The sequence below is a fragment of the Bradyrhizobium sp. LCT2 genome (assembly GCF_009931255.1).
GTDB lineage: Bacteria > Pseudomonadota > Alphaproteobacteria > Rhizobiales > Xanthobacteraceae > Bradyrhizobium > Bradyrhizobium diazoefficiens.
The window spans coordinates 5,867,193-5,881,594 of sequence record NZ_CP034432.1 but is presented as its reverse complement, the minus strand read 5'-3'; the positions used below and the strand labels follow the sequence as shown (position 1 = coordinate 5,881,594).

General features: G+C 64.0%; 11 protein-coding genes, 1 tRNA gene and 1 pseudogene. 6 read left to right on the top strand and 7 right to left on the bottom strand.

Annotated features, from left to right (window positions below; genetic code table 11):
- Both EI171_RS28275 and EI171_RS28270 read left to right on the top strand, forming a co-directional pair.
- On the top strand, window positions 1-1,131 hold the full coding sequence (locus EI171_RS28275) for an iron-containing alcohol dehydrogenase (RefSeq protein ID WP_028170942.1): 1,131 nt from the start codon (window positions 1-3) through the stop codon (window positions 1,129-1,131).
- Between the two features lie 57 nt (window positions 1,132-1,188).
- Window positions 1,189-2,160 (top strand): tripartite tricarboxylate transporter substrate binding protein, encoded by a 972-nt coding sequence (locus EI171_RS28270; protein WP_028170943.1) that lies wholly within the window; start codon window positions 1,189-1,191, stop codon window positions 2,158-2,160.
- A gap of 249 nt (window positions 2,161-2,409) precedes the next feature.
- Here the strand turns inward: EI171_RS28270 and EI171_RS28265 are convergent, their stop codons facing one another.
- The 3 genes and pseudogenes from EI171_RS28265 to EI171_RS45840 all read right to left on the bottom strand — a co-directional run.
- A complete protein-coding gene (locus EI171_RS28265) occupies window positions 2,410-2,622 on the bottom strand; it encodes a hypothetical protein (RefSeq protein WP_060911603.1) in 213 nt (70 codons plus the stop codon).
- 662 nt (window positions 2,623-3,284) lie between these two features.
- Entirely contained in the window at window positions 3,285-4,358 is a 1,074-nt protein-coding gene (locus EI171_RS28260) for an acyltransferase (protein ID WP_161535286.1), read from the bottom strand.
- 127 nt (window positions 4,359-4,485) lie between these two features.
- Window positions 4,486-4,781 (bottom strand): annotated as a pseudogene (locus EI171_RS45840) (SOS response-associated peptidase); the annotation flags it as partial.
- A gap of 480 nt (window positions 4,782-5,261) precedes the next feature.
- On the opposite strand from EI171_RS45840, the gene EI171_RS28255 reads away from it, so the two are divergent.
- From EI171_RS28255 to EI171_RS46485, 3 genes are all read left to right on the top strand, one after another.
- A tRNA-Gln gene (locus tag EI171_RS28255) sits at window positions 5,262-5,335 on the top strand.
- Between the two features lie 174 nt (window positions 5,336-5,509).
- Window positions 5,510-5,872: a DUF1428 domain-containing protein gene (locus EI171_RS28250; RefSeq protein ID WP_028170946.1), complete on the top strand. Its 363-nt coding sequence runs from the start codon at window positions 5,510-5,512 to the stop codon at window positions 5,870-5,872.
- A 31-nt stretch (window positions 5,873-5,903) separates the two neighbouring features.
- Entirely contained in the window at window positions 5,904-6,029 is a 126-nt protein-coding gene (locus EI171_RS46485; protein ID WP_256380387.1) for a hypothetical protein, read from the top strand.
- Here the strand turns inward: EI171_RS46485 and EI171_RS28240 are convergent.
- Complete coding sequence (locus tag EI171_RS28240) at window positions 6,011-6,697, bottom strand: TetR/AcrR family transcriptional regulator (protein ID WP_246740272.1); 687 nt, start codon at window positions 6,695-6,697, stop codon at window positions 6,011-6,013. The genes EI171_RS46485 and EI171_RS28240 overlap by 19 nt on opposite strands.
- A gap of 107 nt (window positions 6,698-6,804) precedes the next feature.
- Here EI171_RS28240 and EI171_RS28235 point away from each other — a divergent pair, with 107 nt between their 5' ends.
- A complete protein-coding gene (locus EI171_RS28235; RefSeq protein ID WP_161535285.1) occupies window positions 6,805-9,093 on the top strand; it encodes an arylsulfatase in 2,289 nt (762 codons plus the stop codon).
- Between the two features lie 15 nt (window positions 9,094-9,108).
- Here the strand turns inward: EI171_RS28235 and EI171_RS28230 are convergent, their stop codons facing one another.
- The 3 genes from EI171_RS28230 to EI171_RS28220 all read right to left on the bottom strand — a co-directional run bounded on the left by EI171_RS28230 (window position 9,109) and on the right by EI171_RS28220 (window position 14,052).
- A complete protein-coding gene (locus EI171_RS28230) occupies window positions 9,109-9,672 on the bottom strand; it encodes an invasion associated locus B family protein (RefSeq protein WP_161535284.1) in 564 nt (187 codons plus the stop codon).
- A gap of 64 nt (window positions 9,673-9,736) precedes the next feature.
- A complete protein-coding gene (locus tag EI171_RS28225; RefSeq protein ID WP_011086679.1) occupies window positions 9,737-12,883 on the bottom strand; it encodes a multidrug efflux RND transporter permease subunit in 3,147 nt (1,048 codons plus the stop codon).
- Window positions 12,880-14,052 carry an efflux RND transporter periplasmic adaptor subunit gene (locus EI171_RS28220; protein ID WP_161535283.1) on the bottom strand — a complete coding sequence of 391 codons (1,173 nt, stop codon included), beginning with the start codon at window positions 14,050-14,052 and terminating at the stop codon, window positions 12,880-12,882. The genes EI171_RS28225 and EI171_RS28220 overlap by 4 nt, the downstream gene beginning before the upstream one ends.
- Between the last annotated feature and the right edge of the window lie 350 nt (window positions 14,053-14,402).

Here is a 14,402-nt window from a genome sequence, read left to right as displayed (position 1 = left end):
ATGACCAACGCCTTCACGCCCATCGAAATCCTTCGTCCCACCATCCTGGAATTCGGCAACGGCACGATCACGGCCGCGGCGCGCTTCGCCGAGCGGACCGGCGCCAAGCGGCCGCTCGTGATTTCCGATGCGTTCAATGCGCGCCGCATCGACATGCTGGCGTTGCCGGGTGCGGTGAAGGTGTTCGGCGACGTCAAGCCTGAGCCGGACCTGCCCAATCTCGAGAAGGCGGTGGCGATGGCGCGCGAGGCCAAGCCCGATCTCGTGGTCGGCTTCGGCGGCGGCAGCGCGATGGATCTCGCCAAGCTGGTCGCGGTGCTCTGCACGTCCGACGTGGCCTTTGCCGACATCGTCGGGCCAGAGAAGGTGGCCGGCCGCAGCGTGGCGCTGATGCAGATCCCGACCACGTCGGGCACCGGCAGCGAGGCCGGCACCCGTGCGCTCGTCACCGATCCCGTCAGCCAGAACAAGCAGGCCGTGCAGAGCCGTTTCATGCTCGCCGACATCGCCATCGTCGATCCGGACTTGACGATGACCGTGCCGAAGGAGGTCACTGCGGCCACCGGCGTCGATGCGCTCGCGCATTGCGTCGAGGCCTATACCAGCCGCAAGGCGCATCCGACGATCGATCTCTATGCGCTCGAGGGAGCGCGGCTGGTCGGGCGCTATCTCAAGCGCGCGGTGGCCGACGGCGGCGACCGCGAGGCGCGCGCCGGTCTTGCCCTGGCTTCGCTCTATGGTGGCTACTGCCTTGGACCGGTGAACACCACCGCCGGCCATGCGGTGGCCTATCCGCTTGGCACGCGCCATCATGTCGCGCACGGGCTCGCCTGCGCGGTGATCTTCCCGCACACGCTGGCCTTCAACATGCCGGCGGTCGAGGCGAAGACGCGCGCAGTGCTCCAGGCGCTCGGACTGCCGGAGCAGGGCGATGCGAAACGCGCGTTCGACGCGACTTACGAGTTCTGCAGGGATCTCGGGATCGAGATGCGGCTGTCCGCGCTCGGCGTGCCCAAGGACGACCTCGGGGTGATGGCCGACGAGGCGCACGCCATTCGCCGCCTGCTCGACAACAACCCGCGCGATCTCGGCCGGGATGCGATCCACGGGATGTACGAGGTCGCGTTCTAAAACACCCGCCGCGCGCGGCGGCCAATCAATAACACAGTGAAAACAGAGGAAACTTCGATGAGATCGATGTGGCTTGTTCTTGCCTCAGTGATGCTGCTGGCGACGTCGCCGGCGAAGGCGCAGGACGGCTATCCGTCCAAGCAGGTGACGGTGATCGTTCCCTTCGCCGCCGGCGGCACCGCTGACATCTTCGCGCGCATGGTCTCCAACCATTTGCAGGTCAAGCTCGGCAAGCCCTTCGTGGTGGAGAATGTCGGCGGCGCCGGCTCGATCCTCGGCGTGACACGGCTGGCGAAATCGGCGCCTGACGGCATCACGCTCGGGCTTGCCAGCACGTCGGCGCTCGCCATCAACCCCTCGCTCTATGGGCCGAAGCTCAGCTACCAGCCGGACAAGGATCTGGTGCCGGTCGCCCAGATCAGCGTCGTGCCCAACGTTCTCGTCGTGAACCCCAACAAGATCAAGGCGCGCACCGTGCCGGAGCTAATCGCCTATCTGAAGGCGAATCCGGACAAGGTCTCGTTCGGCTCGGCCGGCGTCGGTACTTCGCAGCATCTGGCCGGCGAGCTGTTTCAGCAGATGACCGGCACGAAGATGGTGCACGTGCCTTACAAGGGCTCCAGCCAGATGCTGACCGATCTCCTCAGCGGTCAGATCGATCTCGCCTTCGACAACGTGCCGCTGCTGCTGCCGCAGGTGAAGACCGGCCAGCTCGCGATGCTTGCGACAGCAACGCCGAAGCGCGCCGCGTTCGATCCGGAAGTCCCGGCAGTCGCCGAATTCCTACCGGGCTTCGAGGCGGTCGCCTGGCACGGCTTCCTCGTCCCTGCGGGCACGCCGAAGCCGATCGTCGAAAAGCTCTCGGCCGAGATCCGCGCCTTCATGCAGCAGCCGGACACGGTGCAGAAGATGGCCGAGCTCGGCGCGGCTGCGGTCGCGGTGGATTCGGAGCCGTTCGCAGCCTACATCACCGCAGAAACGGCGCGCTGGAAGAAGGTGATCGAGGCCGCGAACATCAAGCTGGAGTAGGGGGCAGGCGTTCACTCCAAGGCTTGGCTGGCGCGTGTCGCCGACCAAGCTGTACCGCGCATGCGAGAACCAGCGCGATCGACCTCCAGGCGGAAGCCGTCCGGCATTCGCGGCGCGTCGCCGTCGGCCGGGATGTTGCAGGCCGGGCAGGGTGCGCCGGCGCCGCCGCAACCGCATGCGCGCGGGCCGTCCCATGGGTAGTCCGGGTGGTTCTCGCATACGCAGCCGAGATCGTCACAGGCCGTGCACTTAGCCACGGCCGGCGATTCGCAGCGGCAGCGCCAGTTGCACGCCGATCGCGCGGCCCAGCTGGCTTTCGATGAAATCGCGCAGCGCCTCCGGAATATCGCAGGCGCCAAGCTGAACGCCAAAGCCTATGGTCGGTGTCAGAGTTGTGGCCAGATCAGTAGCGGTATCGCCCAGGCGCGCGCCTCCAATTTGGATAGCAGCGTCCGTTGTCATAGTTGAAGTCGTACCCATCGGGGCAGGATCCGTACCCATAGGCTCTATAGCCTTGATAGTCCGGCTGCGGTCGGGCATAGGTACCTGGCGCTTTGTATTCGTTAGGATAACAGCGCCCATTGGAGTAGTTGAAATCATAGCCGTGCGGACACCCGCCACTCGGCGAGCCTGGAAACTGAGCCATGGCCGATGAGACTGATCCTAGGATTGCCAGCGCCAGAATTGCAGCACGAATAAACACTGTTCTCTCCTTTTGATTGATCTTCAACGAAGGGCGTGGATACGGGTTCCAATAGGCAGATTACGCCTATGATATGCAACGCTTATTGAATGGGGCATTCATCAGCCGTTCAGCTGCTACGTTGGATTGTGAGATTTCTCGATCTCTATTGACGCAAGACGTTCAGTCAACCAATTTCCGGCCCTCGGGCAAACTGTTAGAGCGCGCCGCGAAGCCGATGGGACTGAGAATTGCCAATTTTAGGGATAGCCTCAGGCGCCGTCCTGTAATTTGTTCTCTACCGGTCGTTTCATTATTGGCATTCCGAAGAGCCGCATGATCGGCTCATCGCGGTGATGATTGAGGGGGCCAAGTGGGGAATGAGCTGGCTCCACTAACCTCCAAGCCCTCCGACAGCGTTACTGGCGGATTGCCGTCGTCTTCAGGGGCGAGCGGTTACGGTTCGAAACGAAGCCATTCTCCGCAGTATCCAGCGAGCGAGTTGTTTGTGTCGGGCTTCGGTGACCATGGCGAAGAGCCAAGCGACGAAATTTGAGATGAGGATCGCCAGCACGAATCTCACCCAGAGCGGCGACGTCAAGTGCCAAACGACGATCTTCACTATCGTGAAGTGGATTAAGAACAGGCTATAGGAATAACCTGCGAAGAACCCGACGATTGATTGAAATCTTCGGAGCCAGTTTTGGCCCTGCGCTGCGATCGCAAGACTCACAAAAAACAGCGCAAAATAGGGTTGTGCAGCTAGCGCGTACTCGTCGCCGCGCACATGAGAGCCGCGCCACTTCCAGAACAACGGGATAGAGAGTATGGCGCAGGCGACTGTCACCAGCCGATCGATCCTCATATTGATTGCGACGAAGTACCCGCCGAAGCCCAGCAACCAGAGCACGAAGAGGCCGTGGGACGCGTCCGGCCTCTCAGCAAAATGGAACAGTGGAACGGTGGCGGTTGCGATTGCCAGCACGAGGCCAGCGATCTGGTCGCGACCTTTGCAGAAGAAGAACAGGCCGCCGACGAAGAAGTAGATGTGAAATTCGATGGCGAGCGTGCTGAGCTGGCCGGCTGAGCCGAATGTGTCTCCGCCCCACCTACCAGGATAACCCTGCAGCATCACCAAGTTCTTCAAAAAGCTTACCGCGCTGTCGAGTCGAAACCGCTCAACTCCGAGCGCCCAGGCGGAATAGTCCAGTACGGCGATCAAGATCAGCGCCGGCGCGTATGCGGAGTATATGCGGGCGAAGCGCTCGACGGCATAGTTCAGCAGGGAATAATCATCAGCTTTGGTTCGCTCGTGGAGCGTGAATGCGATGACGAAGCCGGACAGCACGAAAAACAGAAGAACGCCGATATCGGGGATTAGCGTCTGCGTAGCCCCGCCGAAGAACGTGAAAGTCAAATTCCAAGTGTGCCCGACGCAAACCATTTGGGCGGCGAGCGCGCGGAGGAGATCCAGCAATGTGGAAGTATCGTTCTTCGTTCGATCGAGGCTGAACATTTTGATCTGCGCGGCGGCATCGTGCTTTATGGAGCGTCAGCAAGTATCCGGTCATACGGCCCGCGCTCATGTAACTCAAGGCAATCGTTCTCCACAGCATATTTGATGCCGGTGCCGAACTCGCTGCCTTGCCCGTTTCCAGGTTCAGCTCCGGCGCGTATTCGGAGAAGCTGTTCGCCGGCACCAGGCAACGGCTCTCCGGCTTCAACCAGCGACGCCAGTGTGGCGACGTCGTGTTACGCTCGTTGGTGACGGGTGGCCCCTTGATGCTCGGCGGCGACGGCATGCCCAGCGCATCATGGCAAGCTCGCACTCGCCGTTGTCGGCGGCACGCACCACGGGCGCCGGATTGTCCTGGAAGGCCGAGGGCATCGCCGCCAGGTTGCCGACGTAGCGATTGACGACGCGAAAGAGCGCGCTGATCGCCGCCTGGCTGGCGGTGACGCTCTAGAGATTGAGGCCTTCTTGATGCGGCGAGATGGTGCGGCGGGTTGCGGATCGCCGGCCTGACGCAGGACGATCAAATCCGGCCGGCGCTTCTTCGCTGGCACGGACTGCCGTACAGAAGTTACGCATGAGCGCGACCTGCCGATCGCGCGGCTGCGTGAGTCGTCGCGCGTCCTCGAGACGTTGTGCGGAAGGTGACCTCCGCCTTGCGGATCTCACGGGCGTAGTATTTGCGATCGCCGCCGGAAAGCGGTGGCGGCTTGATGATGCGGGCGGCGGACATGGCGCCGAGTCATAGGACGAGAACGCAAGGCGAACAAGCCGCGATAGTCACAGAGGGGCTGGACCGCGAACGCCGACGCGGCTATATGAGCGCCAGCGCGCCGCTGACTTGCAAAACTTTTGCTGCGGTTTGCAAAACTTCCGAAGAAAGTCTTGTTATATCAAGAGCTTCGGTGGGGAATGGTGTAACGGTAGCACAACAGACTCTGACTCTGTTTGTCTTGGTTCGAATCCAGGTTCCCCAGCCAGTTCAGGCGCTTTTCCCAAGCCATGATTGACCCGCCCCGCGGCCGCGCCCTTTGCGAAGCCCCGCTCGCCGTGCCGCCGCTCGCGACGGTTTGCCTCATCTGAAAGCGCAGCCGCGGCGTCGGATCGCGGTGCGCTCCATCGTCCTTGGGACACACAACCCAAGGAGATCCGTGATGCCCTATGTCGATGGTTTCGTGCTGGCCGTGCCGAAGGACAAGATCGAGGCCTACAAGGCGCTGGCGAAGACGGCCTGCGCAGTCTGGATGGAGCACGGCGCGCTCGATTATGTCGAATGCATCGGCGACGACGTTCCCTATGGCGAGCTGACATCGTTTCCGCGCGCGGTGATGGCGAAGGAGGATGAGCTCGTGGTGTTCTCCTGGATCGTCTATCGGGATCGGGAGACGCGCGATGCGGTCAACAAGAAGGTGATGGCTGACCCTCGGCTGAAATTGGACGGCATGCCGTTCGACGGCAAGCGCATGATCTATGGCGGCTTCACGACGCTGCTGCGCGCGAGCGATGTTATCAGTTGAGTGAGGTCGAGCAGGGAGGCTCGTGGCTCGGATGGAGCGTAAGCGAAATCCGGGTCCGCTGTCCGTGCTCCAGGTCGGCAGAAGCGTGCTGTCGGGCACCGCGGCGGCGCTCGCGGAGGACCTGCAGGTGCAGAACGCTTATCTCGGCGTGGGATGATCGATTTCCGCCTGAAGCAGCAGCAACAGGCAACCGGCGAGCCGCCTCTCCATCTCTTTCGACGAAAGCGACAGCGGTCCGGGATCGTTGAGGATCGCGTTCACCAGCGTGCCCAGCACGACCTGGAAGCCGAAGGCGATGGTGCGGGTCTTGGCGGCCTTGCGTCCCTTGCCCATTCCCTTGCCCATGGCTGGCAACAGGAGAGGGGTGGCGCGCATCGTGGTGGCTTGGGCGAGCGCCTTGAACGGCGTCCATTTGTCCGGGCGGGTGTCGTCATGCTGAAGCGCCGCGCGCAGCACGCCCTCATGGTTGCGCATCCAGGCGATGATGCCGCCGACGATGACATGGCAGAGCTTGTCGAGGCCGGTGTCGGGTGACGGCCGCCTGATCTCGCCCAGCCGCTGCTCGCCATCGCGCGCGGCCAGCGCCATCAGGGCGTTGAAATAGGCCTCCTTGCTCTCGAAGCGGCTGTAGAAGGCGCCGACGGTGGCTCCGACCTCGGCGCAGAGCGCCTCGATCGAGAGTTCGGCAAGGCTGCGCGCCCGCAGCATGTCGGCGCCGGCGCGCAGCAGCGCCAGCGTCGTCTCCCGGCTGCGCTTCTGGCGCGACGGGGCGACGCCCGGCAGGTCGAAATCGCGAAATCCGGGCTCTTCTGAACGTGCTCGCATCCGCGCTTGCATCCGTTTCAAATCATAATCATAATTCTGATTATAATTTAAGCGTGGTCAGACCGCGGGTCAACCGTCCGGTTCACGCAACAAGCAGGGAGGAGCAGATGAGCGCAGGCAGCGGCACGCCGTTCCGCGGCACCGTCGGCAAGACGGTTGCGGAGTCAAAACCCGGGTGGCCGCAGGCACCGAGGCCGCGAGAGGGCGCGCCGAACATTCTGGTCGTGCTGTTCGACGATGTCGGCTTTTCCGATTTCGGCTGCTACGGATCTTCCATCAAGACGCCGGCCATCGATCGGCTCGCCGCGGAGGGCCTGCGCTACAGCGGTTTCCACACCACGGCGATGTGCTCGACGACGCGTGCGGCGCTGCTCACCGGGCGCAACCACCATTCGGTCGGCGTCGGCTGCCTTGCCAATTTCGATTCCGGCTATCCCGGCTATCGCGGCAAGATCGCGCGCGAGGCGGGGACGCTCGCCGAGATGCTGCGGGTGCACGGCTATCGCAACTACATGGTCGGCAAGTGGCACGTCACCCCGCTGACCGAGAGCGGCGCCACGGGCCCGTTCGACGGCTGGCCGCTCGGGCGTGGTTTTGATCGTTTCTACGGCTTCCTCGATGCCGAGACCGACCAGTATGCGCCCGAGCTCGTCTCGGACAACACGCACATTGATCCGCCGGGCACCTATGCCGACGGCTATCACCTGACCGAGGACCTGATCGACCAGTCTATCCGCTTCATCGGCGATCACGTCGCCGACCGGCCGGATATTCCCTGGCTCACCTGGGTCGCGCTGGGCGCCTGCCATGCGCCGCATCAGGCGCCCGCCGATATCATCAGGAGCTACGACGCGGCCTTCGCGCACGGCTGGGACGTCGAACGGGAGCAGCGGCTGGCGCGCCAGAGGGCGATGGGCCTCGTGCCGGCGGCAACGCGGATGCCCGCGCGCAACGACGGCGTGAAGGCCTGGGAGGAGCATACCGCGGACGAGCGCCGCGTCTTCACGCGCCTGCAAGCAGCCTTCGCCGGCATGCTCGACCATTCCGATCGCCATCTTGCCCGGCTCGTTGCGTTTCTCGAGACGGCGGGCATCCGCGACAACACTGTCATCATCGTGATGTCCGACAATGGCGCGAGCCAGGAAGGCGGGCCGCTCGGCTTCGTCAACGCGATGGGGCCATTCAACTTCAAGCCGGAGCCCATTGCCGAAAAGCTCGCCCGCATCGACGACATCGGTGGGCCCGACACCCACAGCAATTTCCCGCATGGCTGGGCGATGGCGTCGAACACGCCGCTGCGCCGCTACAAGCAGAACACCCATGGCGGCGGCATCCGCGATCCCTTCGTCATCAACTGGCCGGAGAAGATCGCAGGCAAAGGCGAGCTGCGGCACCAGTTCGTGCACGCCTGCGACCTCACGCCGACGCTGCTGGAATTGATCGGCATCGAGGCGCCGCCGACGATCGCGGGCTGCCGGCAGATGCCGCTCGAAGGCGAGAGCTTTGCGCGCTCGATCACGGACGCGTCCGCGCCCTCAAAAAGCTCGCCGCAATATTTCGAGATGTTCGGCCATCGCGGCCTTTGGCAGGCGGGGTGGAAGGCGGTCGCCTTCCATCCGCCCGGCACGCCGTTCGAGAACGACAGATGGGAGCTGTTCCATCTGGATCAGGATTTCTCCGAGACGAATGATCTCGCCACCAAGGAGCCGGAGCGTCTCGGCCGCATGATCGCGACTTGGTGGGAGGAGGCGGAGAAGCACAACGTGCTGCCGCTCGACGACCGTTTCGGGCCGCGCTTTGCGGAGAACGCCGCGCGCTTCCACGGTGCGCGCCACCATTTCGTCTTCCACCACGGCATGGGTCACGTGCCGACCGATGTGGCGCCCGACGTGCGCAGCCGCAGCTACACGATCGAGGCGCATGTCGAGATCGACGAGGCGGGCGCCAACGGCGTGCTGATCGCGCACGGCGATGCGACGTCGGGCTACAGCCTCTACGTCAAGGACGGCCATCTCGTGCACGACCTCAACATCGGCGGCAGCCACCAGGTCGTGCACTCGAACCGCAAGGTGCCGTCAGGTGCGCGGCGGCTCGGTGTGCGCGTCGAGCGCCCCCTGCGCAAGGAGCCGCCGGCCAAGGGCTCGCGCACCGGCGTTACCGAATACACGCTGCTGATCGACGGCGAGCCGGCGGGCACGCTCCAGACCCAGCTCGGCTTCCACACGCTGATCTCGTGGTCCGGCCTCGACATCGGCCGCGACCGCGGCAGCCCGGTGTCGCAATACGAAGCGCCGTTCGAGTTCGAGGGCCGGCTGCTGCGCGTCACCGTCACCATGCACAACGACCAGAAGCTCGACGGTGATGCCGTCGGCAACGCGCAGATGGCGCGGCAGTAGGGGCGAAACGTCCCGTTACTTGATCTTGTCGTAGGCGGCCGCGAAATCGCCCAGCGGCATCGGGATCGCGATCGTCTCCTTGGCCATGTTCTGGAAGGAGACCTTCAGCTGCTTGCCCGACCGCAAGGCTGCGAGCAAGTCCGCCGCGATCAGCGTCGAGGCGTAGCAGCCGCGGTTCTCGCAGGTCTGGATCTGGAGGTCGACCGTCTTGCCCTCGTCGACCTGGAGCTTGGCGCCGATCGGAAGGTTGAGGCCGAGCGGCAGTTGCAGCAGTGCCACCGGCGTGCGGGTGTCGGGCGCGATGCGGATGTTGATCAGGACGATGGTCTGGCCGGTCTTGGTCAGCACCGCATTCTGCTCCATCGCGCATTCGAGCGGCGCATCGCGGCTGACGCTGGTGCAGCGCACGACCCAGCCGGCCTGCTGCGCGCCGTCAGCCTGCGGCTGTGTCGGCGCCGGCGCGGGCTGTGCGGCCGGGGCAGGAGCCGCGTTCTTCTTGGCGCTCTGCTGGGCATACGCGGCACCGGTCGACAACAGGAGGCCGGCGGCAAGGGCGACAAGTCTGGATTGCATGGGCATGGCGAGACTGCGTTGGCGTGAACCGGAAGCCTCGCTGTAGCGTCGCGGGAGCGGCGGCGCAAGCTTACTCGGCGGCCTGCTTGACGGTGCCGCGCGCGGGTGCCTCGTGGCCTTCGCCGTCATCCGAACGGCCCCAGCCCGAGAACCAATTGTTGAGCTCGTCGAGATAGAGATAGACCACCGGGGTGGTGAACAGCGTCAGCGCCTGGCTGACGATCAGCCCGCCGACCATGGCGTAGCCGAGCGGCTGGCGGATCTCGGCGCCGGTGCCGTGGCCGAGCATCAGCGGCACGCCGCCGAGCAGTGCCGCCATCGTCGTCATCATGATCGGGCGGAAGCGCAGCAGCGCAGCCTGGCGGATCGATTCCGCCGGCGTCTTGTGCTCGTCGCGTTCGGCGGCGATGGCGAAGTCGACCATCATGATGCCGTTCTTCTTCACGATGCCGATCAGGAGGATGATTCCGATCAATGCAATGAGGCTGAAGTCGAAACCGGACGCCATCAGGATCAGGAGCGCACCGACGCCGGCCGAGGGCAGGGTCGACAGGATCGTGATCGGATGGATGTAGCTCTCGTAGAGGATGCCGAGGATCAGATAGACCACGACGAGCGCGGCGAGGATCAGCAGCGGCACGGTGCCGAGCGACTGCTGGAACGCCTGCGCAGTGCCTTGGAAGCTCGAGTTCAGCGTCGGCGGCGCGCCGAGATCGGCCATCGCCTTCTGCACGGCTTCGGTGGCCTGGCCGAGCGCGACGCCCTGGGCGAGGTTGAAGCTGATGGTGATCGCCGGGAACTGGCCCTGGTGGCTGATCGAGAGCGGGCGGACCGGATCGGTGGTCCAGGTCGCGAAGGTCGACAGCGGCACCTGGTCGCCGGTCAAAGGCGATTTCAGATAGAGCTTGTTCAGGCTCTCGAGACTGCCCTGCATCTCCGGCAGGATCTCGAGGATCACCTTGTAGGTGTTGAGCTGGGTGAAATACTGCGTGACCTGGCGCTGTCCGAAGGCGTCGTACAGCGTGTCGTCGATCAGCTGCGGCTGGATGCCGTAGCGTGAGGCGGTGTCGCGGTTGATCTTGAGCTGGACCGTGGTGCCCTGCGTCTGCTGGTCGGTCGCGACGTCGCGCAGCTCCGGCAGCGTCTGCATCTTGGCGAGGATCTTCGGTGCCCAGTCGTTGAGCTCGCCGAGATCGGCATCCTGCAGGGTGAACTCGAACTGCGTGCGGGTCGGCCGGCCGCCGAGCCGGACGTCCTGGGCCGCCTGCATGTAGAGGCGGGCGCCCTCGACCTTGTCGAACTGCGGACGCAGTCGCGCGATGATCTGCTGGGCCGATGCCTCGCGCTGGTTGCGAGGTTTCAGCGTGATGAACAGGTTGCCGTTGTTGCCGGCGCGGCCGCTGCCGCCGATCGACATGGCAACGCTGGCAACGTCGGGATCGGCCAGGATGATCTTGCCCAGTTGCTCCTGGCGTCTCACCATCTCCTTGAACGAGATGTCCTGCGAGGCTTCGGAGGTCGCCGTGATGAGGCCGACATCCTGCTGCGGGAAGAAGCCCTTCGGGATCAGGACGAACAGGTAGATCGACAGGCCAAGCGTGGCGAAGAAGATCGTGAGCGTGGTACGGCGCCAGGCCAGGGCATGATCGAGGATGTATTCGTAGCCCCGCAGCATCCCGTCAAAGGCGCGCTCGCTCCATTGGTAGAACTTGCCGTGGGTCACCTCGCCATGGGCGCGCAGGAAGCGCGAGGCCATCATCGGCGTCAGCGTCAGCGACACGAACATCGAGACGAAGATGGTCATCGCCAGCACGACGGCGAACTCGCGGAACAGACGGCCGATGATGCCGCCCATCAGCAGCAGCGGGATCAGCACCGCGACCAGCGAGATGCTGATCGAGACGATCGTGAAGCCGATTTCCTTCGAACCCTTGAAGGCGGCCGCCATCGGCGATTCGCCTTCCTCGATGTAGCGGGTGATGTTCTCGAGCATCACGATGGCGTCGTCGACGACAAATCCGACTGCGATCGTGAGTGCCATCAGCGACAGATTGTCGAGTGAATAGCCGACGACCCACATCAGCGCGCACGCGCCCAATAGCGCCAGTGGAACCGTGATGGTGGGAATGACGGTCGCCCAGAAGCTGCGCAGGAAGATGAAGATGACCATGACCACGAGGGCGATGGTCAGCAGCAGTGTGAACTGGACGTCCTCGACTGCGGCGCGGATGGTCGTGGTGCGGTCGCTGATGAGCTCGATCTTGATCGCGGGCGGAATCGCTGCCACCAGCCGGGGCAAGGTCGCCTTGATCTTGTCGACGGTCTCGATGACGTTGGCGCCCGGCTGCTTGAATATCACCAGGAACACGCCGCGCTTGCCGTTGGCCCAGGCCGCCTGCTTGGCGTCTTCGGCGCCGCTGACCGCCTGGCCGATGTCGCGGATCCGCAACGGACCGCCGTTGCGATAGGCGATGATGACGTCGTTCCAGTCCTTGGACTGGGTGAGCTGATCGTTGGCGTAGATCGTGTAGGCGCGCTTGTCGCCGTCGATATTGCCCTTGGGGCTGTCGACCGTGGTGATCGCGATCTGGCTGCGCACGTCCTCCATCGACAGGCCCTTGGCGACGAGTTTCGCCGGATCGACCTGAATGCGGATGGACGGCTTCTGCTGGCCGCCGATGAACACCTGCGCGACGCCGGAGAGCTGGCTGATCTGCTGGGCGAGCTGGGCGTCGACTGCGTCACTGACGCTGGTCAGAGGCAGCGTCTCCGACGTCGCCGACAGCAGCAGGATCGGCGCATCGGCCGGGTTGACCTTGCGATAGGTCGGCGGCGAGGGAAGATTCTTCGGCAGTTGGCCACTGGCGGCGTTGATGGCGCCCTGCACGTCATTGGCCGCGCCGTCGATGCTGCGGTTGAGGTCGAACTGGATGGTGATCGACGCGGTGCCCAGATAGCTCGTCGAGGTCATCTGGGCGATGCCGGGGATCTGGGCGAACTGGCGCTCCAGCGGCTGCGCCACCGACGAGGCCATGGTTTCGGGGCTGCCGCCCGGCAGGTTGGCGGTGATCTGGATGGTCGGAAAGTCCACCTGCGGCAGCGGCGCGACCGGGAGCAGGGGATAGGCGACGAGACCGACAAAGAGAATGCCCGCCATCAGCAGCGAGGTGCCGATGGGATAACGGATGAAAGGTGCCGAAATCCCGCCCGCGTTCATTCCTGTCGAACCTTGTTCTGGGCCGGATCCGAACTCGCCACCGCCGTCGAGACGAGGCTTCCGGGCTGCACCTTGAACTGGCCGCCGGTGATCACCTGCTGCCCCGGCGTGAGACCTTCGTCGACGACCGAACGTCCGTCGATCGCGTAGCTGACCTTGACCTTGTGCACTTCGGCCTTGTTGTCCTGGTTGACGGTATAGGCGTAAAGGCCGTTGGTCGAATGCTGGACCGCGTCATCCGGGACCACCGTCGCGTCCTTCAGCGTCCGCACCAGAAGCCGCGTCGAGACCGACTGTCCCGGCCACAGCGTGTGGTCCTTGTTGTCGAACACCGCCTTGAGCCGGATCGTCCCGCTGGTCGTGTCGACCTGGTTGTTGATGACGGCGAGCTTGCCCTCGGCCAGTGTCTTCTTGCCGTCGGTGGTGAACGCGATCACCTTGAGTGCCCCGGCCTTCTGGCCCTCGCTGATGTAGGCGAGCTGATCTTCCGGCGCGGTGAAGATCACCGAGATCGGCTCGACCTGCGAGATCGTGACGATACCCGTCTGCGTCGAGGCGTTGACGATGTTGCCGACGTCGACCTGGCGCAGGCCGGCGACGCCGGTGATCGGCGCCTTGATCTGGGTGTAGTCGAGCTGTGTCTGGGCATTGGAGATCGCGGCGTCGTCGGCGGCGATCTGGGCGGTTAGCTGGGCGACAGTGGAGCGCTGGGTGTCAACCCGCTGCGCGGTGGCGAATTCGCCGAGCTTCATGGCGCGCTGGAGCTCGAGATTGGCGTTCGCCAGATTTGCCTCGTCCTGCGCCTTCTTGGCCTTGGCCTGGTCGAGCGCGGCTTGATAGGGACGGGGATCGATCGAGACCAGAAGCTCGCCCTCTTTGACGATCTGGCCTTCGGTAAAGGCGATCCGGTCGATCTGGCCGTCAACCCGGGGCCGGACCTGGACGGTGTTGAAACCCTGAACCGTGCCGAGACCGGTCAGGTAGACCGGGAAATCGACCTTCTGGACCGGCGCAACGCTCACTGGAACGGCGGGGGCGCGGGGCGGACCTTTTTGTGCCGTCTGGGTTTTTCCGGCATTCGGCGAGCCGAATTTCTGCCAACCATAGTAACCCGCGGAGGCCACGGCCGCGATGATCAGAATCCAGAGGATCGGCCGTGTTTTTTTCATATCGGCTCGTGTCGGCTCTTGTGCCCTCATTTACGAATTGTGGGGCAATCATTGGGTTCCAAGGCGCTTGTATAATACACGCCAAGTTCCAGTGTAAACAGCACTATCGATCGGGAATCCTAAACAATTGGAAAGCTTTGCACGGCTTAGGCAACTCGCTGGCGCGCCGGTGTGCAGTGCTGCATTTTCCCGCCGCGAGCGATCAGCGTGCAAGAATGAGGCAATGCCCGTAGCCGGTGTGGGTGGCCGCGGCGAGTTGGGAACGAGGCTGGCGCAACACCCGGGCAGGAGCGTCGGGATGTGCGCGTTCCGAGAACGGTTCTAAATCGCGCGGGCGGTGTTTCGGTTGT

Bases quoted from the DNA above. Each gene is read 5' to 3' on its own strand.
- EI171_RS28275 (WP_028170942.1), top strand. From the start codon at position 1: ATGACCAACGCCTTCACGCCCATCGAAATCCTTCGTCCCACCATCCTG.
- EI171_RS28270 (WP_028170943.1), top strand. From the start codon at position 1,189: ATGAGATCGATGTGGCTTGTTCTTGCCTCAGTGATGCTGCTGGCGACG.
- EI171_RS28265 (WP_060911603.1), bottom strand. From the start codon at position 2,622: ATGACAACGGACGCTGCTATCCAAATTGGAGGCGCGCGCCTGGGCGAT.
- EI171_RS28260 (WP_161535286.1), bottom strand. From the start codon at position 4,358: ATGTTCAGCCTCGATCGAACGAAGAACGATACTTCCACATTGCTGGAT.
- EI171_RS28250 (WP_028170946.1), top strand. From the start codon at position 5,510: ATGCCCTATGTCGATGGTTTCGTGCTGGCCGTGCCGAAGGACAAGATC.
- EI171_RS46485 (WP_256380387.1), top strand. From the start codon at position 5,904: ATGGAGCGTAAGCGAAATCCGGGTCCGCTGTCCGTGCTCCAGGTCGGC.
- EI171_RS28240 (WP_246740272.1), bottom strand. From the start codon at position 6,697: ATGCGAGCACGTTCAGAAGAGCCCGGATTTCGCGATTTCGACCTGCCG.
- EI171_RS28235 (WP_161535285.1), top strand. From the start codon at position 6,805: ATGAGCGCAGGCAGCGGCACGCCGTTCCGCGGCACCGTCGGCAAGACG.
- EI171_RS28230 (WP_161535284.1), bottom strand. From the start codon at position 9,672: ATGCCCATGCAATCCAGACTTGTCGCCCTTGCCGCCGGCCTCCTGTTG.
- EI171_RS28225 (WP_011086679.1), bottom strand. From the start codon at position 12,883: ATGAACGCGGGCGGGATTTCGGCACCTTTCATCCGTTATCCCATCGGC.
- EI171_RS28220 (WP_161535283.1), bottom strand. From the start codon at position 14,052: ATGAAAAAAACACGGCCGATCCTCTGGATTCTGATCATCGCGGCCGTG.